The organism is Streptomyces sp. NPDC110618, assembly GCF_055657065.1.
On sequence record NZ_JBVKBN010000003.1, the window covers coordinates 209545 to 231102 of the forward strand.

A 21558-nucleotide genomic window follows, 5' to 3' on the forward strand; every position below is an offset into this window, starting at 1 on the left:
CCAGTGGAAGCTCCGACGCCGTGATCACACCGGTCACTGCGTGATCATTCCACTGCTTCAGATTCCCCTTGATCGAACGCGATGCGACAGCGTTCTACCTGGTCGGCCACCTGCTCCATGAACCAGCGCATGACCTCGTAGGGGACAACGCGCTCGTCAGGGCTCCAGACGCGGACGGTCGGTTGCAGATTCGGGTCCTCCTCTGGGACAAGCGCCGTCAAGAAGGCAGCGCCGGGCACGTGGGTCACCGCGGCGTCGAGGTTGTCGGCCCCCTCGGTCGACGCCGGCACAGCCTCGCTCAGCTCCACGGCCCAGGCATCGTCGGGCAAGGCGTAGTGGAACAGGACGGCGTAGTGACGGCCTGCATGTTCTCGCAGCTCCCATGGCATGTCAGCAGGCTGTCACAGCTTCCGTGTCGGGCGCTTGCGGATATTCCGGCCTGGCGAAGACCGCTGCAGGGTCTGATACGTCGAGAGGTCACCGAGGTCTCAGTGCGGCCGTCTGGAAGTGCTGAACCCGACTCCGCCTCCAGCGCGACGCCATCGACACCCTCAGCACCGCACTCGACAGCCCGGAGAACACCAAGACGGCACGCTCCGACGGCGACGAACCGCCACCCTGCGCCGCCCTCGTCCGCTTACGTTGACGCTGAGGTTGAAAGGGTGGGGTGACAGCAGTCGTTGGCGGTGCTACGTCCTCGTCATGAGGTACGCGGATGGCGGCGGTCTGACCGCTGCGGGGCGGGCGAAGCGGGAGGCGGTGCGCTTCGAGGCCGCGGAGATGTTCGAGCGGGGGGGTGCGGCCGCCGGAGGTGGCCCGCAGGTTACGGGTGTCGCGGAAGTCGGCGTACGCCTGGCACGCCTCCTGGCGTGAGGGCGGCCGGGCGGCCCTGGCCTCCAGGGGAGCCGGCGGCTTCCCCTGCCAGCTCAGCGGGGCCCAGGCAGAACGGCTCCAGACCGAGTTGGAAGCGGGCCCGGCCGCGCAGGGCTGGAGCGAGGACCAGCGGTGGACCCTGGCCAGGGTGGCGGATCTGATCCACCGCCTGTTCGGCTACAGGTACACCCCGCGCGGGGTGTCGTATCTGCTGCACCGGCTGGGCTGGGCACCGCAGGTGCCGGCGCATCGGGCCGTCGAACGTGACGAGCCGGCCGTGGCCCGGTGGCGGACGGAGCAGTGGTCACGGGTAAGAGGACGGCCGAGCTCCTGGGGGCGTGGATAGCCTTCGAGGACGAAGCCGGCCAGGACTTGCGCCCGGCGAAGGGCCGTACCTGGTCCCGGCGCGGCCGGACCCCGGTGGTCAAGGTGACGGGCAAGGGCTCGGGCCGAGTCCTGATGGCCGGGATGGTCTGCGTCAAGGCCGGACGTGAGACGAAGCTGATCTACCGGACCCAGCTGTACCGGGGCAGGACGGGTGAGAAGAAGGGCTTCCGGGCACGCGAGTTCGCGGACCTGCTGTCCTCCGCCCGACGGCAGCTCGGCGGTGCCCCGCTGATCGTCGTGTGGGACAACGCCAGTACCCACCACTCACAAGCACTGCGGCAGTTCCTCGACCGCAACAGTGACTGGCTCACCGTCGTCAAGCTCCCCGCATACGCGCCGGACCTCAACCCTGCCGAAGCGGTGTGGGCGCACCTGAAGAAGTCCCTTGCCAACCTGGCCCCGAGAGCGGTCGAGGACCTCCACCCCCTGGTCAAGAACCGGCTACGAGCCCTCCAACGCCGCACCGAGGTCCTCAACGGCTTCGTCGCCGAGACGGGACTCAGCCTCGAACCCGGATGACCTTGTCACCCCACCCTTTCAACCTCAACGGCAACTACTGCCGTCACCCCACACAGACGCCTCGCCAGACACCGCCTGACGGGGCGTCAAATTCGCTTGCACACGTCGACAAGCAAATTGAAGTTCAACAAACAGCGACATCAACGCGACATTCGCACATAACCTCCATGTTCGAGTAATAAATACCGTCTCACCGAAAGGGAGATTCCAACTTGCACGAAGCGCCACCGAGAACCTTAATCAGTGCAATGGGTGCCGTGTACCCGAGTCTCTGCACCACGGATCCTGGCAGTAGGAAGGTGTCACATCCGCCTGCCCATTCAGAGAGTGGCACGTGCCAAAGTCACCACGATCCCAGCAAATCGCCGTTGGCCTCTGACCGCTTCTTAGTTCGCAAAATTCCTCGACGGCCGCACGAATATCAGCTACCGGCAGCGTATTGCGGGGCTCGAACAGCCTCCAATCACCCAAATCAGCAACAACGTTTTGATTCAACACCGGCGGTTCCGGATTCCTAGAGGTCCACACACTCCTCGCAATCTCCCAATCCACTCGAACTACGGAATCCTCGGGAACTTGCCACCTCAATGCGCCATACCCTGTAAGCGGATTTGTCGAGACTTGAAGATAGCTGTCAAAGTACCGATCTGATTTCATCGGATCCCTATGTGGCGCCAAGAGCACAAACGTTGCAAAAATTCCACCCTTCGGCCGTCCAGCCACGTCTGACCCTTGGTCGTGCCCGCCGGTCACCAACTCGCTAATCAAGCGCCTAAGAATAGCTCCCGATGCTGCATGATATGTCGTACCGCCAGTGAAAATAGTCAGAATCATTAATATCCTCCAACGTTCACAGGTGAGGCGATGCGGAATACCGAAATTAGACCGGCCCCACCCCGGAGGATTCTACCCCAGGGCAGGGCCGGCCAGATATTACACCTCTTGAGATTAACCGCCGCCCAGCATAGTTACCCCGTGCCAGCCCTCTTCAGTGCGCCAAACGGCTGTCAGGCTAGACCCACTTGGTAGAATTGCAGACACCCCAGTCATGCATGAATAGGGACCAGAACAAACGCCGTCAGAATTGTTGATTACGACTGTCGCCCTCTGAACGCCATTGCTTCTCATGGCCAAAGCGATCTTGGTTTCTACATGAGATGCGGCCGCGAACCCACCTGCAGCGTCGTGAGGCACGCCAGATTCTTTGAGCGCGTCCCTTACTTGCGCGAATGAACCATTCTCACCGCTTGATACGGGAGCTCCGACTTTATTTCCAGCATCATCTACGACCTGACCAGTCGTAATCTTGCTGCCTGCCAACTCGTCCGCAATGCCGTCGAGTGGATTGCAGTTGTGTACGAGTACCGGCGTGGCCCCCGCCAGCACATAGTACGTGTGCAGGCCAGGCCGCTCCTACCTGCAAGTTTGCTGGTCAGCGGGTGATTTGACAGTTGCCAAATGTTCGTGCTCGGGCGCTGGAGTCTGCTGGTGTTGCCGTCACTACCGCCGTCAGTGGTCTACACCGCCTGGGGAATTCCAGGAATTCCGAATGCGTGTCAAGCGGCTTTGTCGTGCGGGGTGAGGCTGATGGTCAGGTCGGCGCCGAGAGCCTGAGCGAGGCGGCGCAGGAGGGGAAGCGTGGGCACGGTCCCGCCGCCTTCGAAGCGGGAGATCTGCGGCTGCTTCATCCCGCACCGCCCGGCCAGCTCGGCCTGGGACAGCCCGAGCTCGATGCGCCGGTCGTGGACGAGTTGCCCGAGCTCACGGGCGAGCGCGGAAGGCGGGTCCTGCATGGTTCCTCCCCGCCTCAGGCCGCTGGGGCGACGATGGTGACGGTGGGCTCGTCTCCGCCGGCGAGGTGCACGTCCACCGTGAGGTCCAGTGCGCGGGCCAGGCGCATGATGACCGCGATGGGCGGCAGCTCGGTGGCCGTCTCGATGCCTTCGATGTCATCGACGTCGACGTGCATGCGCTCGGCGAGGTCGGCCTCGCTCAGGCCCAGCTGCTTACGCCGGTCGTAGACGGCCTTGCCCAATGTCATGGCGAGGCCGGCCTCTTCGTAGACCCGGTCGTACTCGGGGTCAGCGTCCAGGTGTTCGCCCAGCAGCCGGCGGTGGCGACGGGTCCTCCATTCGCTGTGGTTCATTGAGACTCCTTGAGGTTGCGGCTGTAGAGGTCGTGCTCAGCGGCGGCTTCATGCTCTGCCTCGCACAATCGCTGTGCGGCGTGGGCGCGGTCCACTTCGGCCTGCTCGCGCATCTTGGTCTTGCGGAACACGGTGAGCAGCACGACACGTCGGCCGGGCGCCAGCCAGTAGGTGATCCGCTGATGGGCATCGCCCAGGCGGAAGCGCAGCTCACGGAGCTTGCCGCCCAGGTGGCGGGAGTACGGTTCGTCAAGGGTGGTGGGCTGCTCGGCGAGCAGGTCGGCGACGCGTTCGGCCTGCTTGTAGTGATGGGCGGGAATGTTCTCCAGCCACAGCCGCACCTCCGGCTCGATCTCGATCGAGTACCGCCCGCTGTCCATATCGCCGATGATATATGGCACGGGGCGCGAGAGCGCGACTTCGTAGTTCAGGTCGTGTGCCGTCACCGCGACCGCAGCCACTCCAGCGCCGCACACCCCCGTACTCCCCCTCCTCGTCCTGATGCCATGGCGCCGCCCGCAAGCCAGCGGCAACCTGCCGAGGCGGTGCAGGGTCGGCTTCTTTCGGCGGGATCGGGCCCGAGTGGGAGAGGCAGCGTACGGCCGGGCTGGTGCGTCGCCCAGTCTGGCGGCGCGGGGCCGGGGCGGGAGGAGTCGGCCCCCGACGGAGGCAACGCCGACCACCGCGCTCGGCGAGTCCGGCGGCGGGCGTGAGGGTCGGCCCCCTGGTCGACCATGTGCCTGCGATCCGGCCGTAGGACGGTCGTCGGCGACAACTTGCTCCGCCCAGGAGCCCCATTACTGTCAGCCCGGTGACCAGGCAGATTGCCGCTCCGGCAGCCCCGGATCACCCCCGGCTGCCGGGGCGGCCCGCCACCTGCGGCGTAGCCGGCCTCCCGATTGAACGGCGGGTTTGTCGGCGACAGCGGCCAACCTCGGCGGGCGGGGCCCCCTTGAACCTCGAAGAGAAAATCTGAACGTACCGCCCTGACCCGCCCTGACCAGCGTCCCGGCGCGGGTCAGCGGCCCCGCCCGCCGCCGCGCGACTCCAGGGCCTCGACGCGGGCGCGGAGGTCGACAATCTGCTGAGCGGCCTCGGCCAGTGCCAGTTCCAGCGCTTCGACGCGGGCCGCCGTCCCGCCGACGGGGGCGGTCATGTCTGGGTGGTCAAGGTCATCGGTGTCGTCGTAGTGCGCGACGAAGGCCCCCTTGCCGGGGCGGGAGACCGCCCACCCGTCCTGCTTCAGCAGGGCCATGGCCTTCTGCACGGTCAGGCTTGACGCCCCGAACTCCCGCATCAGCACGGCCTGCGTCGGCAACGCGTCCCCCGGCTTCAGCCCGCCGGAGCGGATGCGCTCGCGCAGGGTCTCGGCGATGACCTCGAACGTCAATTGCACCCCGCTGCCCGCCGGCCTGCGCCCGCGCCGCCCCACCACCACGCCTGGCCACCCCCGCTTTCCCATGCCCTCTACCAGCACAATCCGGCCCGTCCAAACCGGGAAACCGCCCTCACACTACCCACGTCCCACCACCCATTAGAAAGGAATCAAAAGGGATGCACTTGAATGTGCTGATGGGGCGATGTTAACGTCACGCACCCGCCGGTGATCACCGCCGCGCCCCGCCGACCAAGCCCCCTTTGGTCCGGCCCCCGCGCCCAACTCCGAGGCGCCCCATTTCCCTGTGAGCCGATCACTTCGGCCTGCCCACGCCACCCCGCGCCGTACCCCTTCCGCGCTCCCGCCGAAAGGCCCCCTTCCGCATGCCTGCACAGCTCCAACTCCCGTACTCCGCGTCCGTTCCAGCCGCTTCTCGTCCCTCGTCGTCGACGTTCACGACGCCGACCTGCCGAACGGACGCCACCGCCTCATCGGCGGCAGGGCAGGCGCTGGAGCGTCGCGCCAGGCTCACCGCCAAGCTGGCGAAGCTCGCCGCGACCGGCCAACTCGCACCCCTCGCACGGCAGATAGCCGGACTCGGCGGCTGCACGCAGCCTGTCCGCCTGAGCGGGTACCGCACCCGCCTGGACACCGCGACCGGTGAGGTCCTCGACCACTTCGACTCCGGCCGACTCCCGGCGGGCGAACTGCTGGTGCGCTGCGGCAACCGTCGTGCCACCCGCTGCCCGGCCTGCTCCACCCTCTACCGCTACGACACCTACCAACTCATCGCCGCCGGACTACGCGGCGGCAAGACCGTCCCCACCAGCGTCGCCGCCCACCCGCGCGTGTTCGCCACCCTCACCGCACCCGGCTTCGGCCCCGTCCACAACCAGCCCGACACCAGCCGCTGCCACTGCGGTCAGGTCCACCCCGACGACGACCCTCTCCTCGGCACCCCGCTCGACCCCGACCGCTACGACTACACCGGCGCGGTCCTGTGGAACGCGCACGCCCCGGCCCTGTGGGCCCGCTTCACCACCCACCTGCGCCGCGAGATCGCCAAGACGGCGGGGCTGACCCAGCGCGCGCTGCACGATCACGCCACGCTCTCCTACGCCAAGGTCGCCGAGTACCAGAAACGCGGCCAGGTCCACTTCCACGCCGTCATCCGCCTCGACGGACCCACCGGCCCCACCAGCACCCCACCTGCCTGGGCCACCACCCAACTCCTCGACCACGCCGTCCGCGCCGCCGCCACACGCACCCGCGTCCACCACGAAGGCGAACCGCCGAAGCAACCGCAGCCCGCCGAGTACATCCCCGCGTCCCAGCCTCAAGACTCAGATCGGGCGGGTCGGTTGGTGTTCCGGTTCGGGCGGCAGATCGACGTCCGGGCGATCCGCAGTAGGGACTTCACCGGCGGCGGCCCGGTCACCGAGCGGCACGTCGCCGCCTACATCGCCAAGTACGCCACCAAGGGCGCCGAGACCACCACCGGCACCCTCGACCGCCGCCTCCGACTCCTCGCCGAACTCGCCACCCACGACATCATCGACCACGCCCGCCGCATGATCCACACAGCCTGGCACCTCGCCACCCACCCCCAGCACGCCCACCTCCGCCTGCGCCAATGGGCCCACATGCTCGGCTTCCGCGGCCACTTCTCCACCCGCACCCGCCACTACTCCACCACCCTCACCCACCTCCGCGCCGAACGCACAGCCTGGCGCCTCGGCCGACTCGACGCCACAGCCGACATGCCGACCGCTGACCACCGCACCGACAGGCACCCTGTCGGTGACCGGGCCGGTCACCCCACCGGCCTGACCGCCGGTCACCGACCCGGTCACGGCCACCCCACAGGTCACCGCGATACCGCCAGTCAGCGCGTGGACTCGGATACGACGCTGGTCATCTCCCACTGGCAGTACGCCGGAACCGGCCTCCTGCCCGAACTCGAACATCTCGCCGACCTCCTGGCCGCGACGCGGCAGCCCCGACCTGAGCAACCGACCCGAACCCGGCGCTCGGAGCGCTCCAGTGACCGCGCCGGTCACTCCACCGGTCACCCGGTCGGTCACTCTGCTGATCGGCTGACCAGTGCTGTCCGGGCGGGGGCCGTCGCGTGACCGCCGGCACCGAACTCCTCACCGTCCCCCAGGTCATGGCCCGCCTCCAACTCGGCCGCACCGCCGTCTACGACCTCCTCCGCACCCGGCAACTCGCCTCCCTCACCCTCGGCCGTGCCCGCCGCATCCCCGCCCACGCCCTCACCGACTTCATCCGCACCCGCCTCGACCAGGAAGCCGCCTGATGACCACCCCCCGAGACACCGCCGCCTCCCGCCGCGTACGCGCCAACGGCGACGGGACCGTCTACCAGCGCAGGGACAGCCGCTGGGAAGCCGCCGGATACGTCCTCGCCCCCGGCAACACCCGCAAGCGCGTCCGCGTCTACGGCACAACCCGCAAGGAAGCGCTGGACAAGCTCACCGAGAAGATCGCCGCCAGCAACCGCGGCCTCCCCGTCCCCTCCGCACAGGGCAGCGTGGCCGCATACCTGACGTACTGGCTGGAGAACGTCGCCGTCCACCACCTCCGCGAGAACACCCACACCCGCTACACCACCTGCGTCCACCGGTACCTCATCCCCGGCCTCGGCAAGAAGAAGCTCACCAAGCTCACCGCCAAGGACGTCCGCACCTGGCTCAACCAGCTCCGCACCACCTGCCAGTGCTGCTCGCGCGGCATCGACGCCCGGCGCGACCAGCCCCGCTGCTGCGCCATCGGCCGGTGCTGCTCCAAGCTGCTCTCCCCGCTGACGCTCACCTACATCCACTCCGTGCTCAAGTCCGCCCTGGAGCACGCCGCCCGAGAGGAAGAGATCCCGCGCAACGTCGCCCGCAACGTCCGCACCGGCACCCCACGCCCCCGACGCTTCGAACCCCTCACCGCCGACGAAGCCCGGCAGTTCCTCACAGCCGCGCGCGGACACCGGCTCCGTGCCCTGTTCGAACTCGCGCTCCACACCGGACTCCGCAAAGGCGAACTTCTCAGCCTCCGCTGGGAAGACCTCGACCTCGACCTCGACCGGGGCACGGCTGCCATCCGCCGCACCTTGCAGCGCACCAGCACAGGCGGACTCACCACGTTGCCCACCAAGACCCGGGCCTCCGAGCGCCGCATCGCCCTCCCCGCCCGCTGCCTCCAATCGCTGAAGCACCACCATGAGGAGCAGTAGCGCGACCGTCACACGGCAAGCACCGAGTGGCAGCACAACGGGTACGTGTTCACCACACCCCAGGGCAGGCCGATCGACCCGACCAACCTCACCCGCACCTTCACTACGCTCCTCTGCAAGGCCGGCCTCCGCCGCATCCGCTTCCACGACCTCCGCCATTCGACCGCCACTCTGCTCCTGGAGCAGGGAGTCGAACTCGTCGTGATCAAGGAACTCCTAGGCCACGCCCACATCGGCGTCACCGCCACCGTCTACGCCCACGTCCGACTCCGCCTCCAGCGAGACGCCATCGACTCCCTCGGCCGCGCCCTCGACCACCCCTGACGTACGTACGGCAACGGCGGCGGACACCCAGGTGTCCGCCGCCGTTGCCGTCAACTACTGCCGTCAAGCTCCCCTGGAGCCCCACCAATCACAATCTGCAAGGCCTCAGGTTTGCTGTCACAACTCTACGAAGCCGATGCAGCCTACGCGCGGGAGACCTTACGCCTCATCCGCCTGCTCTTCGGCAATTCGGCGAGCCGCGCCATCCGCAACTTCGCTCCACACGATCAACCCCTCGGATTCGAATTCTTCCAGGAGGGCCTGCCGAATTTCGTCCACCGGGCGCCCCTTGTGGGTCCCGCGGACCTTCCCAAAGGCGCGTTCAAATTTACGCAAATGCTCTTGAACACGAGGAATATCCTTGTCGTACTCTGCGGGATCGACCATGCGAACGTCACCACCTATCACTTTCAGGGCCACATGGCACTCATAGGTTCCTGCGATAGACCTGCTGCAGGTACGGCAGCGCTCCTGGGCCGAAGATGTGCTCGACCCTCCCGCTCACCTCGTCAGTGACCCGTGTAGTTATATGACCGTCTGCCGTCAATCGATCGTACGTGCACTTACACATACGGAAGATGAGAATGGCTGGGCGATCTCCCGAAGCGGTGCGACTTCCACCGAATGTCGCAGCAGCGCTGAGAGTGTCCGAATCCCCGGGACTCACCCGATACGTAAACAGGTTCCCTGGCTGCCCAACGGATCCGCCACTCGAATTCGCGCGAGCCGCATCACCACTGAGCCCATTCGCCTCGATGTTGTCGGCATGGGTCGAGCTCGTCCCATGCACGAAGTCCATCGACTCATTGCAATTGTGAACGAGGACTGGCGTAGCCCCCGCCAGCACATAGTACGTGTGGATATCAGCGACAGTCAGGTTGTGGACCACATCCTGCTGCGTCCACCTCTTGACCGCCGTGACCTGGACCCGGCTGCCCGACCCCGTCTCCAGCCAGTCGCCGGACATCAGGTCCGTGGCCTTGACCCACTCACGCAGCTCCGGCACCCAGAACGGGTGGCCGTCCGTGGCCGTCGCCTTGGCGGTCCTCTTGCCCTTCTTGCCGTCGGTGTCGATGGTGACCTCGACGAGGTTCTTCTTGCCCTTGCCGATGATCTGGGCCGTGACCTTCTTGACCGCGGTCTTGCCGGTCTCCGGGTCCTTGGCCACCACCTTGTCGCCGGGCTTCACGTCCTTGATGGGCTTGGTGGTCCCATCGGCCATCAGGACCCTGGTCTCGGGCGTGAAGCTGTTGACCCGGCAGGACTCACCGGCGCCGGAGCCGGACTGTGTGCCGTCTCCCCCGCCGCCGTCTCCGTTGCTGTCGGCCTTCTTGGCGGCTGTGGCTTCCGCTTCCTCGGCTTTCGCCTTCTTCGCCGCCTTCGCCGCGTCAGCCTGTTTCCTCCATTCGGCCATGTCCTCCGTGTACTTGGCCATGGCCTTGGCGTCGGCATCGGCCCGCCTGATGATGCCCGTGGCCCAGCGGACCTCTTCCCCCCACTTGCGGTAGGCGCTCCAGGCCTTCTCCAGGGCCTTGAGGAGGCGCTTGGCCTTGCCCGCGAACGGGATCGCGGCCTCCGCGGCGATCATGGCGCAGGTGCCCAGGGCTCCGTTGAGGCAGTCGACGACGTCGTTGTAGCCGCTGGCCTCCTTGACCGCCTCCTTGGCCACGTGCATGACCATGTCCATCTTGGTCTGCTTCTTCAGCCACCTGGCCCGCTCGACGTCCTTCTTGCTGACGCTGGGCACCGGCTTGGACGGGGCCGGAGGCGTGCCGCCGGTCAGTGCGGCGTAGGCCTTCTTGTACAGCTTGACGGCCGCGTGGATCAGCTGGGGGATCCCCCAGAACTGCCCCGACGGGTCGCTGAAGGTGACCGGGCTGTTGTTGGCGTACGCGTAGGGGTTCATCGTCTGCGACTCGGCCATGTCCATCACCGGGTCGACCGAGATGAACCGTCCGATCGCCGGGTCGTACTCCCGTGCGCCGAGGTGGGTGAGTCCGGTGGACTCGTCCGTCGTGCCGCCGACGAAGCCCTTCTCGTCCGGCCACATCGACTGCTTCTTGCCGCGCGGCTCGCCGAACGGCATGAACGCGCGCCGCGTGACCGCACCCGAGGCGGAGTCGACAGCCATCGTCGCCGTGCCGTTGTGATCGGACAGCAGGTACGTCGTGGTGACCTTGCCGCCCTCGGCGGTGCGCACCATCGCCGGCCCGGCCGGATGCTGGTAGTAGCGCGTGCCCTTGACGACGTTGCCGGACTTGTCGAGCCGTACCTCCGTACCCGGCAGGTACAGGGTCGTGCCGTTGGGGTCGCGGCGGATCAGGCGGTTGCCGCCCGCGTCGTAGACGTACTCGGTCTTCTTCGCCTTGTCGCCGGAGCCCTCGGTCACCCGCTCCAGGTGGCCCTCGACGTCCCACTCCAGATCCTGGGTGGTGCCCATGACCGTGCGGGTGGTCGTGTTGCCGACCTTGTCGTAGCCGAAGGTGTCCTCGCGCTCGCCCTCGGGTCCCTTGGTGCGGACCTTCATGAGCTTGCTGGTGGTGGTGCCGCCCTCGGCGTACTCGTAGTCGCGGGTGACGTCCTTGCTGGTGTCACCGGTGACGTCGTGCTTGACCTCCGTCTTGCGGTTGCCGACCGCGTCGAACGTGTACGACGTCCAGTACGGGTTGGGGCCGCCGACCTCCGGCTTGGCCGCGGGGCTGCCCGTGAGACTGGTGCAATCACCGGCCTTGGCCGACGTCCAGGCCTCCGTCATCCGGCGCAGGTAGTCGTAGGCGAAGCACTGCGTGTCGGTCGTGGCCGCCGTCGGGTTGGGGCCCTGGGCGTCCGTGATCTTCAGGATGTTGCCGGCCTGGTCGTACGCCGTGCGGATGTCGCTGATCCGGGCCGTGCCCGTGGTGCCGACCTCCTGGTCGAAGACCGTGCGCAGCGGACGGCGGGTCTGCTCGTCGAACTCACGGCTCGTGATGAGCTGCTTGCCCGCCGGGCCGACCCTGGTGCGGACCACGTCGCCGAGCGGCGTGTACTCCGTACCGGCCACGAACGTCTTCCCGGCCACGGCCATGGTGGTGACCATGTCGAGGCCGTTGTAACCGACCGACGTCCGCTCCTTGGGCAGACCGGCGACCGCGGGCTGCGTCATCGTCTGGGGCATGCCGGTGGTCTTGGTGTACGTGCTGGAGTACTCGTACGTGCCGGCGAGCTTGCCCTCGGAGGCGGGGATGGTGATCTTCGAGCCGAGCGGACGGTACTCGCTGTCGTAGCCGGTGACCTCCTGCTTGTAGGCGTTGCCGTCGACGAAGCGGGTCGTGGAGACCGGCATGCCGAGTGCGCCCGGGAGGCTGTCGTAGGTCTGCTCGGTGAGCTTGCGGCCCTTGAGCGAGCCCTCGTACGTCCCGGTGACCCGGCCGAGGGTGTCGTACTCGTACGCGATGGTCTTCGCCGGGTCGCGGCCGTCGGTCGTCGTCAGGAGACGATCGCCCTTGTCGTACGTGGACTTCGTGGTCCCCTTGTCGGGGTCCTTCGTCTCGTACACACGCCCGCGCAGGTCGTACTTGTACGACCAGACGTTGCCGGCCTGGTCCGTGACGGACTCCAGCATGCCGCGCCGCTCGTACGTGTACCGCGTACGGTCGTAAGCACCCGACGGACCCTCGCCCTTGAACTGGCGCAGCTCCGTCTTGCGGCCCTGGGCGTCGACCAGGGACATCGTCGGCGTCTCGCCCTTGGGCGGGTCCACCGCGACCCAGTCACCGCCGTAGGTGGTGGTGGTGCGCCAGGTCTCCTCGCCGAACTTGCGGGCGATGGTGGCGACCGGGCGGCCCTGGCCGTCGTACTCGGTGCGGGTGGAGGCCGGGACCTTGTTGTCGTCCGAGATCCACAACTTCGGTTCGGGATCCAGGGAGTTGAAGTGGGCCCCGTTCTCCTTCCAGACCAGGCCCCTGCTGTCGTAGAAGGTGTCCGTGATGACCCGGCCGCCGTCGAGCGCGGGCTGCTGGGTCTGGCGCAGGCGCAGGGCGCCGTCGTAGATGTCGTACGTGACCACGTAGTCGCCCCGTTCGAGGAGCTTCTTGGTGGTGACGACGACGGGTCCGTCCGGGGTGACGGTGTAACTGAACTCGGCGTCCGGGGTCTGGGTGGCAGGGTCGCGGTCGGGCGACCAGGTCTTCACCAGACGGCCGAGCGCGTCGTACTCCAGCACCTGGCGGCGCTTGTTGGTGTCCTCCTTGGCCAGGGCCAGGCCGCGGGCGGGGTCGAGTTCGGTGGTGTCGGTGTGTCCCTTGGGGTTGGTGACCACCGTCTTCACCGGCAGGGTGCCGGTCGCGGGCGTGTACGCGGTGCGCGTGGTGTTGCCCTCGTGGTCCGTCACGGACTTGACGCGCCCGTACTTGTCGAACGTGGACGAACCGTCGACGCGGTAGACCGGCTTGCCGTCCTTGTAGTCGGAGAGCGACTCGACCTTGGTGACGTTGTAGTCGGCGTCGTAGTGCATCACCTTGTCGCTGCCGACGTCCGCCGGGCGGGCGATGTCCTTGGCGTCGCACGCCTTGGTCAGTGTCTCCACCCGCTTCTGCGGGGTGTACACGTGCTTGTCGGCGTCGTTGACGTACTCGTAGCGGGTGCACGTCTCGTCGCCGAACTTGCTCAAGTCGCCCTGGACCGTGGTGTGTTCCAGGCGACCCCGGCTGTCGTAGGCGTGCTCGACGGCGGTGCGGCGCTGGCCGCGGTCGCCCGACAGGACGGTGCGGGAGGCGACCTTCGCGGTGCCGGCCATGAACGCCTGGAGCGGCTCGGCTCCCTCGTCACGCTTGCGGGTGGCGGTGGGGCCGCGGACCCACGGGGTGTAGAGGGTGGCGGACTGGAGGGGGCCGCCCTCACCGTCGTAGTACAGCGATTCTCGGATCTGGCCGGCGTAGAGCTCGTGGTCGTCGACCGTGCCGCCCTCGCTGTCCTTGATCTTCACCTCGCGCTTGCCGCTGGGCAGCTTGTCGCCGTCCATGCCGCGGAAGTAGACGGTCTCCACCTGGGAGCGCTTGTCCGGGGCGGTACCGACGAGGGTGCGGACCTTCTCGTAGCCGCGCCACTGCGACCAGGTACGGGCCTTCTCGCTGAGCAGTTCGCTGTCGTCGTCGTAGGCCCAGGCCGGGTCGCCGAGGTACTTGAACGTGGTGACCTTCGTCGGCGAGGTTCCGTTCTTGTCCTCCTCGCGGACCTCGTCGACGCGGTGCTTGTGGAACCAGTCGGTGAAGTACTTCTTCTTCAGGCCGGTTTCGTCGGTGGGGTCGGGGACCTCGTTGACGACCGGGTAGCACCGCATGGTGTTGGTGTGCGCCGCGTCCGGGAGCTTCTTGGGGCTGGTCTCGGTGGAGCACTCCGGCTTGGCGTACTCGACCGCGATGCGGGCGCCCGTCTCGGTCTGGATGGTCTCCACGCGCCAGCGCAGGAACGGCGGGTTGCCGTCGCTGTCGTTGTCGACGCGGTTGGGCAGCTGCTTGCCCTGGAAGGTCACCGGGGGCAGGGAGATCGGCGTGCCGTTCTTGCCGGTGTGCCGGATGGCGCTGAGCCAGAGCGGGTAGTCCCCGGCGACGCCGCCGTCACCGGTGGACTTGAAGTCCTGGGTGAAGGCCCAGGTGTCGACCGGCTGGTGCTTGCCGTCCTTGAGGATCTCCGTGGTGATGGAGGTCAGGCGCTTGCGGGTGAAGAACGTGGGCGCGTAGCGGTCCTTGCATTCCTTGCCCGCGGCGCACAGCTGGTCGGCGGGCACGTCGGGCCAGTTGCGGGTGACCTCCCACTTGGCCTCGGAGGTCAGCTTGCTCTCCGCGCAGTCGAACGACGCGGTCTTGACACAGCGTTCGGCGACGTCGAAGACCACCTGGGCCGGGGCGTCGGCAAACGGGGCGTCGCCGCGCAGGCCGTAGGAGATCCGCTTGAGCCAACCGCCGCGGTCGTAGCCGCGGTTGGTGGACTTGCCCTCGCGGGTGACGTTGGAGCCGTAGTGGTTGCGCTCCTTCTCGTACCAGTACGTCATCGCGTTGCCGCGCAGGTCCACGACGTAGTCGAGGTTCCAGCGGTAGACCTGGTCGCAGACGGAGTCGGCGTAGGCGGCCTTGCGGCAGGGTTCGCCCTCGTGGTTGCCGTACACCGGCACGGACCAGGCGGAGTTGGTCTCCGGCTTTCCGGACGCCCATCCGGGCAGCCGGTCCATCCCGAAGTAGTACTGCACGCCCTCTTCGTTGGTGACGCGCCAGTACTCCTTCTCCTTGTCGCCGTTGGCGGCGCCCTTGAGGAGTTCGACGCGCGAGCCGTCGTCGCCGACGGGCACCCACTTCTTCGTCTTGTCGTCGAGGACGAGCTGCGTGGAGCTGCCGTTCAGCGACAGGGTGACGACCGGCGGGCCCTGGCACAGGTCACCGGTGGGGTGCTTGGGGTTGTTGTAACCCGAGCCCTCCTTGCGGTCGTTGGAGCAGGGCACGTACTGGCGCTCGATGAAGTTGGCGCCGGTGTCCCAGCCGTCACCGACCCAGCTGCTCTGCTGCGAGGAGGCGGAGGAGCGGCCGTCGACGCTGGCGGAGGAGTAACTCAGCCCGAGCATGGGGCCGGGGCCTCCCAGCGAGGAGGGGATGTCCATCGGGTACGACCAGGCGAAGTCGCCCGAGGATCCTCCTGCCTGCCAGGAGCCGGAGGGGCTCAGGGAGGTGGCGCGGTAGTCGCCGGACGCGCCGTTGGGCGCGGCGGCAGCGGCGAGCACGGTGGCCCCGGCGGCGGCCCGCGCGCTGCGCTGTGCTGTGCCGGACGCCTGGGCCGGGGGTGCCTTGACGGTGGCCGTCAGGGTGCCCTTCGCCGCGTTGTTGGTGGTGGCGACGGGGGTACGGGTCTGGCACTCGGCCTTCTGCGGCGTGGTCAGCGCGCAGGCGGGCAGTGCGGTGAAGGTCAGGCGGGAGCCCCAGTCGCCGCCGTAGGCGTTGCGGAAGCCCTTGTAGTCGAGCTCGACCTGGACCTTCGCGGCGTCCTGTGCCCGGTCGTCACGTCGCACCGCGAGCATCACGCCGTCGATGCCGGCCTTGGCGGTGGTGGCGCGGTCGGCGACCTCGACCTCGGCGGTGACGGCCCGTTCGGCGGCCTTGCCCTTCCCCGGGGCGGCGGTCAGGCGGACCGGCAGGGAACCGGCCCGGACACGCGGGGCGGCTTTGCCGTCGGCCGTCAGCCGGACCTCGGCCGAGTCGGCCTTCGGCCAGGTGACCGAAGGGGACTTGGTCCAGGTCCGCCTCAGTACCGGGTTGAGTCCCGACTTCTTCCCGGCCGGATTGCCCGGCACATCCACGAGCTCCTGCACATCGGGCAGCTCCCCGCCGGCCGCACGGGCGTCCGGGGTCAGGGGCGGGAGGCCGGTCAGCAGAAGCGAGACGGCGAGTGCTGGAAGTGACCAGCGCATCGCCGTGCGTATACGTCTGTGGGCAGGTCTGTGCCCACTACGTTTTGCCATAGAGAATTCCCCAGTTTTGATCCCCCGTGAAAACAGTCGGGGCGAAAGTTACCACCTGGTATCGGCCGCTCTCACCTTCGGCCCCCTGCACCGGGGTCGGGTCGCGTGCATGCCATCGGCCCTGCTAGAAAGCTCGGCGGGGGCGCGTACCCCACCTTCGTCACATTCAGTGATGGAGCGCGAGGGCCGGGGGAAAACGGAATGCCTCGTACCGGAAGTCTGCGCGCCGCCCGCGCACATCGACCAACGCACCGCAAGGAAACGGGCGGTTGAAAACCGTATGAGAAACAGACCGAGAGGGCCTGTGAACGGCCCCGGGAGAACATTCGGAAAAGCTGTTTCAGCAGCACTTCTGATGGCTCTTTCAGCGGGAATGCTCACCCTTTCTCCGACGGCCGCGACAGCGGCGGAAAACTCCGCTGCGAAGGCCGCGGAAAACAAGGGTGACACCCTCGCCGAGAAACAGCGCAAAGAGACCGAAGCGGCCGTCCGGAAGGCGGCCGAGGAAAAGCGACGCGTCGAGATCGTGTCCGCGCGCACCGAGACGGACGAGACGTACGCCAACCCCGACGGCACGTTCAGCGTGGACCGCGCGCTGATCCCGGTGCGGGTGCGCCAGGGCGGCAGGCTCGTCCCCGTGGACACCCGGCTGTCCAGGACCGACGACGGCCGTGTCGCGCCCGCGGCCACCGGCATGTCGGTCTCGTTCTCCGGCGGCGGTGACGGCCCCTTCGCCACCATGGTCAGGGACGGCAGGGAGATCTCCCTGACCTGGCCGGGCAAGCTGCCCGAGCCGGTCGTCAACGGCTCCACGGCCACGTACCCCGACGTCCTGCCCGGCGTCGACCTCACGGCCACCGCCGACGTGGAGTCCTTCTCCCACGCACTCGTCGTCAAGAACGCCGAGGCCGCGAAGAACCCGGCGCTGGACGCGGTCACGTTCGGCCACTCCAGCAAGGGGCTGGACCTGAAGTCGGGAACGGACGGGCGCCTGGAGGCCGTTGACCCGACCGGGACGGCCGTGTTCTCGGCCCCGCAGCCGCGGATGTGGGACTCGGCGGGGTCCGAGGAGGCGGGCGCCGGTGCACCCAAGGCCTCGGCCAGGAAGTCGTCCAAGGCGCGCACGGCCGACAAGGCACCCAACGCCCCCAAGCCGCGCCCCCTCACCGAAACCCTGACCGGCGCCACCGAAGGCTCCCGGCAGGCGGGCATCGGCGTCGAGTTGACGGACCGCAAGCTGACACTGCGCCCGGACCAGCGGCTCCTGAAGGACCCGAACACGGTGTTCCCGGTCGTCATCGACCCCGTGTGGGCGAAGGACGCCTGGAAGAACGCGTGGTCCATCGCGTACAAGCACACCGCCTACGCCAACTCCGACGACACCGTCTACTGGAACGGCGGCACGATCTCCGACTTCGCACGCGTCGGTGTCGCCACCGACACCCAGCGCGGCGGAACGGTGCGGGCCAACACCTACTTCCGGGTCTCCACGTCGAACACCTGGGGCAAGCAGATCATTCGCTCGACGCTGCGGATCAAGCAGACCCACGCCGGGTCCTGGTCCTGCAAGTCGGGTGCCGTTCAGGTCCGTACGATCGGCAAGTCCCTTCCCACCAACATCACTTGGAACCGGCAGCCCAAGTGGGGCGCGCTGGTGGACTCCTCCGGCGAATCCTTCGGCGGCCGCAACTGCCCCGCGGACTCGGCTGGACTCGTCGAATTCGACGTGACCGACGCGATCAGCAAGGCGGCGAAGGAGAAGTGGGGTTCGTGGGCATTCGTCATGTCCGCGAAAAGCTCCGAAATCGACGTTTCCTGGCGGAAGTTCGACCCGCACTCGGTGCGTGTTTCGACTTATCTGAACACGCTTCCGGCCAAGCCGAGCGGCAGGTCCACCGACCCGTCCGTGCCCTGTACCGGCGGCACGTTCGGCACCACGGACTACATCACTCTGCGTGCGAAGGTGAACGACGCCGAGGACAACAACCTCGTCGCGGAGTTCCACTACGCGCCAAAGGGAGACGACTCCCCCACCACCGCCAAGGTCAAGGCGAGCCGCGGCTCGGTCGCGAGCCTGCGCATCCCCACCAAGAACCTGGCCTCCGGCACGTACTGGTGGGATGTCAGGGCCAGTGACGGCTCCGCCAACGGCCCCTGGGCCGGCCGGTGCAGCTTCACCTTCGACAAGACCCGTCCCGCGAAGCTCCCCGGCGTGACCTCGGCCGAGTTCCCGCCGGAGAAGGACGGCAACCCGGCCCGCACGGCGGGCAAGTTCCTCTTCACCGCCGAGGGCGTCAACGACGTCACCCGGTACGTCTGGTGGACCGACTCCGACACCCGGGAGCGGTTCGTCGACGCCACCAAGCCCGGCGGACCCGCCAAGGAACCGGTGACCTACACACCGCTCAACGCCGGACCGCAGTACCTGTACGTCCGCAGTCTCGACGCGGCCGGCAACCGGTCCGACCTCAAGACGTACCTGTTCTACCCGACCCGCGCCCCGCAGCGCGACGGACCGGGTGACCTCAACGGCGACACCACCGTCGACCTGTGGACCGTCGACCCCGGCAATGGCGCCCTGTGGGTCCACCCGGGCCAGGGCAACGGCAAGTTCGGCGTGGGCCGCCAGGCCGACGAGGAGTCCTTCGGCGACGCGGTGATCAGCCACCGCGGCAGCTGGAACGAGGACTACTACGAGGATCTCGTCGCGCTGCGGCCGGGTCTGGAGGACCCCGGGGTCAAGGAGCTGTGGGTCTACACCAACCGCGGTGACGGCGAGTTGGGCGGCGACGACACCGGACGCTGGCCGTTGGAGGTCGCCGTCGAGGACGCCAACCACTGGCGCAACGCCGACCAGGTGCTGTCCATCGGCAGTGTCAACGACGACAACGCCGACGGCAAGGTCGACACCGACGACGCGCCCGACCTCCTGGTCAAGGGCGGCGCCGAACTCTGGCTCTACCTGGGCAGCCAGGGCAGCCCGCTCATCGACGAGGTGGAGCCGGTGTCCCTCGGGAACGCCGACTGGCAGAACATGACGCTGCTCGCCCCCGGCGACCTCAACCGCGACGGCCTGCCCGAGCTGTGGGCGCGTGACATCAACAGCGGGAAGATCCACCAGTACACCAGCCGGAAGAACCCGGTCCAGGACGACGTCACGGCGGCCGACCTGAGCGTGTACGCCGACCCGGCCGCGCGCGCCACGTCCATCGGCGGCGGCTTCACCCGCGCCGCCCACCCGCACCTGGGCACGAACGGCGACTTCGAGGGTGACGGCTTCCCCGACCTGTGGTCCCGGGACGGGGAGGGCAACGCGGTCGAGTTCCCGGGCCGCGCGCTCGCCGACGGCTCCGCCTTCGGCCCGGCCCGCCCGCTGGTGACCGGCGGCACCCCGTGGGGCACCTGTGAGTCCTTCGAGTCGAAGGCCACCGGAAAGCGCACGCTGTGCGGCCCGATCCTCGCCAAGTACAAGGCACTGGGCGGACCGGCGGGCTTCGGCTACCCGAGCACCGACGTGGTCACCGCCCCCGACAAGACCGGCCGGTACACGCACTTCCAGGCGCCCGGCACCACGGCAGACAACCGCTCCATCTACTGGAGTCCGGACACCGGGGCGTGGGAGGTGCGCGGCGCGATCTGGGCCAGGTGGACCGAGCTGGGCCGCGAGGGCGGCGTCCTCGGCTACCCGACCTCCGGCGAGCGCCGCACCAGCGACGGCGTCGGCTGGTTCAGCACGTTCAGCAAATCCGGCAAGGGCAGCGCCATTTACTACGTCTCCGGCATCGGCGCGCACGAGGTGCAAGGCGCCGTCTACACCCGCTATCTCGCCCTCGGCGGCCCGCAGCGCGTCGGCTACCCGATCGACGCCGAGAAGGCGACCACGCCCAAGGCGGGCGTGTTCCAGCGGTTCCGGTTCCGGGACGAGGACACGTACAGCACGACGATCTACTGGAGCAAGGCGACCGGAGCCTGGCCCGTCCACAACGCCATCATGCGCAAGTACACCGAGCTGAAGTCGGAGAACGGCTGGCTGGGCTTCCCCACCTCGGGCGAGTACGAGGTGACCGGCGGTGTACGGGCCGACTTCCAGAACGGCTACGTCCGCTGGAACCGCACCAGCGGCACGACCACCGAGCACAAGCCCGACGACCGCACCGCGCACCTGCGCACGGACCTCGCCGGTGACGTCAACGGCGACGGCCGCACCGACATGATCACGGTCTACAACTACGGGAACGCCTCGACCGGCATCCACGTCCTGACCGCCGAGTCCGACGGGGGTGTGCGTCCGCCGAAGGAGGTCTGGACGAGCGCCAGGGGAAGCTTCGACGCGGGCCGCGCCAAGTGGGCGGCCGGTGACGTCAACGGCGACGGGCTGACCGACGTGATCGCCTTCTACGGCTACGCCGACGGGTCGGTCGCCATGTGGACGTTCGTCACGCAGAAGGACGGCGGGTTCAAGCCGCTCAAGAGCGCGGTCATGCCGCCGAAGAGCTGGTACATGGAGCGGGTGATCTCGGTCCAGGCCGGTGACGTGAACGGCGACGGCCGGGCCGACATGACCGCCGTCTACGACTACGACGACGGCCAGATGGGCCTGCACAAGTTCCTCGGCCGCGCCGACGGCGGGTTCGAGAACCCGGTGCGCGGCTACAACTCCGGCGACGGCAACTGGTGGGCCAAGAACGCCCATTACACGATGGGCGACGCCAACGGCGACGGCCGGGCCGACCTGATCGCCTTCTACGGCTACAGCACGGGCGCCGCCGCGCTGTGGACGTTCCCCGCCAAGGCCGACGGCACCCTGGACAAGCCGTTCAAGTCGTGGAACGTCGAGCCGGGAACCTGGGAGCGCGACCGCGTCGAGCTGACCAGCGGCGACTACAACGGCGACAAGCGCACCGACGCCGCGGTGATGTACCGGCACGACGAGGGCGTGACCGCACTGCACACCTTCCTGGCAAAGCCGGACGGCGGCTTCGAGGCCCCCAGGGCGGGCTGGAAGTCCCAGCCGGAGAACTGGTACGCCAGCAGTTCGGGCATGCCGGTCTCGGGTGACGCCGACGCGGACGGCCGCGCGGACATCCTGATCATGTACAACTACGCGATCGGGGCCACCCGGGCGTTCACCTTCCCCGCGAAGGAGGACGGCACGTTCGACAACCCCCAACGCTCCTGGTACGCGGAGCCGGGGACCTGGTGACA

At 68.0% G+C, this 21558-nt stretch carries 12 protein-coding genes and 2 pseudogenes; 5 read left to right on the forward strand and 9 right to left on the reverse strand.

From position 1 onward, the window contains the following. Window positions 1-44: 44 nt before the first annotated feature. Entirely contained in the window at window positions 45-389 is a 345-nt protein-coding gene (locus ACZ7L7_RS07500; RefSeq protein ID WP_471430598.1) for a hypothetical protein, read from the reverse strand. 313 nt (window positions 390-702) lie between these two features. Here ACZ7L7_RS07500 and ACZ7L7_RS07505 point away from each other — a divergent pair. After that, a pseudogene (locus ACZ7L7_RS07505) lies at window positions 703-1779 on the forward strand (IS630 family transposase). Window positions 1780-2019: 240 nt separating this feature from the next. Here ACZ7L7_RS07505 and ACZ7L7_RS07510 read toward each other — a convergent pair. The 6 genes from ACZ7L7_RS07510 to ACZ7L7_RS07535 form a co-directional block, all read right to left on the reverse strand. Further along, the gene (locus ACZ7L7_RS07510) at window positions 2020-2613 is read right to left on the reverse strand and encodes an Imm1 family immunity protein (RefSeq protein WP_453609169.1); all 594 of its coding nucleotides are present in this window, start codon (window positions 2611-2613) and stop codon (window positions 2020-2022) included. A 114-nt stretch (window positions 2614-2727) separates the two neighbouring features. Further along, the gene (locus ACZ7L7_RS07515; RefSeq protein ID WP_472075234.1) at window positions 2728-3165 is read right to left on the reverse strand and encodes a DddA-like double-stranded DNA deaminase toxin; all 438 of its coding nucleotides are present in this window, start codon (window positions 3163-3165) and stop codon (window positions 2728-2730) included. Window positions 3166-3335: 170 nt separating this feature from the next. Beyond that, window positions 3336-3572 carry a helix-turn-helix domain-containing protein gene (locus ACZ7L7_RS07520; RefSeq protein WP_453609175.1) on the reverse strand — a complete coding sequence of 79 codons (237 nt, stop codon included), beginning with the start codon at window positions 3570-3572 and terminating at the stop codon, window positions 3336-3338. A gap of 14 nt (window positions 3573-3586) precedes the next feature. Then, entirely contained in the window at window positions 3587-3925 is a 339-nt protein-coding gene (locus ACZ7L7_RS07525) for a helix-turn-helix domain-containing protein (protein WP_232649539.1), read from the reverse strand. Next, a complete protein-coding gene (locus tag ACZ7L7_RS07530) occupies window positions 3922-4305 on the reverse strand; it encodes a type II toxin-antitoxin system RelE/ParE family toxin (RefSeq protein ID WP_285512445.1) in 384 nt (127 codons plus the stop codon). The genes ACZ7L7_RS07525 and ACZ7L7_RS07530 overlap by 4 nt, the downstream gene beginning before the upstream one ends. A 638-nt stretch (window positions 4306-4943) precedes the next feature. Next, complete coding sequence (locus ACZ7L7_RS07535) at window positions 4944-5321, reverse strand: GntR family transcriptional regulator (protein ID WP_285512446.1); 378 nt, start codon at window positions 5319-5321, stop codon at window positions 4944-4946. Window positions 5322-5686: 365 nt separating this feature from the next. On the opposite strand from ACZ7L7_RS07535, the gene ACZ7L7_RS07540 reads away from it, so the two are divergent. The 3 genes and pseudogenes from ACZ7L7_RS07540 to ACZ7L7_RS07550 all read left to right on the forward strand — a co-directional run bounded on the left by ACZ7L7_RS07540 (window position 5687) and on the right by ACZ7L7_RS07550 (window position 8870). Further along, on the forward strand, window positions 5687-7435 hold the full coding sequence (locus ACZ7L7_RS07540; protein WP_472075236.1) for a replication initiator: 1749 nt from the start codon (window positions 5687-5689) through the stop codon (window positions 7433-7435). Continuing rightward, window positions 7432-7620 (forward strand): helix-turn-helix domain-containing protein, encoded by a 189-nt coding sequence (locus ACZ7L7_RS07545; protein ID WP_285512218.1) that lies wholly within the window; start codon window positions 7432-7434, stop codon window positions 7618-7620. Before ACZ7L7_RS07540 ends, ACZ7L7_RS07545 begins: the two co-directional genes overlap by 4 nt. Next, window positions 7620-8870, forward strand: a pseudogene (locus tag ACZ7L7_RS07550) (tyrosine-type recombinase/integrase). Before ACZ7L7_RS07545 ends, ACZ7L7_RS07550 begins: the two are co-directional and overlap by 1 nt. A 159-nt stretch (window positions 8871-9029) precedes the next feature. Here the strand turns inward: ACZ7L7_RS07550 and ACZ7L7_RS07555 are convergent. Beyond that, on the reverse strand, window positions 9030-9257 hold the full coding sequence (locus tag ACZ7L7_RS07555; RefSeq protein WP_285512219.1) for a hypothetical protein: 228 nt from the start codon (window positions 9255-9257) through the stop codon (window positions 9030-9032). Window positions 9258-9297: 40 nt separating this feature from the next. After that, window positions 9298-16302 (reverse strand): polymorphic toxin-type HINT domain-containing protein, encoded by a 7005-nt coding sequence (locus tag ACZ7L7_RS07560; protein ID WP_471591897.1) that lies wholly within the window; start codon window positions 16300-16302, stop codon window positions 9298-9300. A 406-nt stretch (window positions 16303-16708) separates the two neighbouring features. Between ACZ7L7_RS07560 and ACZ7L7_RS07565 the strand changes: the two genes are divergently transcribed. Continuing rightward, a complete protein-coding gene (locus ACZ7L7_RS07565; protein WP_453608793.1) occupies window positions 16709-21556 on the forward strand; it encodes an FG-GAP-like repeat-containing protein in 4848 nt (1615 codons plus the stop codon). Window positions 21557-21558 lie beyond the last annotated feature (2 nt).

Bases quoted from the DNA above. Each gene is read 5' to 3' on its own strand.
- ACZ7L7_RS07520 (WP_453609175.1), bottom strand. From the start codon at position 3,572: ATGCAGGACCCGCCTTCCGCGCTCGCCCGTGAGCTCGGGCAACTCGTC.
- ACZ7L7_RS07540 (WP_472075236.1), top strand. From the start codon at position 5,687: ATGCCTGCACAGCTCCAACTCCCGTACTCCGCGTCCGTTCCAGCCGCT.
- ACZ7L7_RS07525 (WP_232649539.1), bottom strand. From the start codon at position 3,925: ATGAACCACAGCGAATGGAGGACCCGTCGCCACCGCCGGCTGCTGGGC.
- ACZ7L7_RS07530 (WP_285512445.1), bottom strand. From the start codon at position 4,305: ATGGACAGCGGGCGGTACTCGATCGAGATCGAGCCGGAGGTGCGGCTG.
- ACZ7L7_RS07565 (WP_453608793.1), top strand. From the start codon at position 16,709: ATGGCTCTTTCAGCGGGAATGCTCACCCTTTCTCCGACGGCCGCGACA.
- ACZ7L7_RS07560 (WP_471591897.1), bottom strand. From the start codon at position 16,302: ATGCGCTGGTCACTTCCAGCACTCGCCGTCTCGCTTCTGCTGACCGGC.
- ACZ7L7_RS07555 (WP_285512219.1), bottom strand. From the start codon at position 9,257: ATGGTCGATCCCGCAGAGTACGACAAGGATATTCCTCGTGTTCAAGAG.
- ACZ7L7_RS07500 (WP_471430598.1), bottom strand. From the start codon at position 389: ATGCCATGGGAGCTGCGAGAACATGCAGGCCGTCACTACGCCGTCCTG.
- ACZ7L7_RS07510 (WP_453609169.1), bottom strand. From the start codon at position 2,613: ATGATTCTGACTATTTTCACTGGCGGTACGACATATCATGCAGCATCG.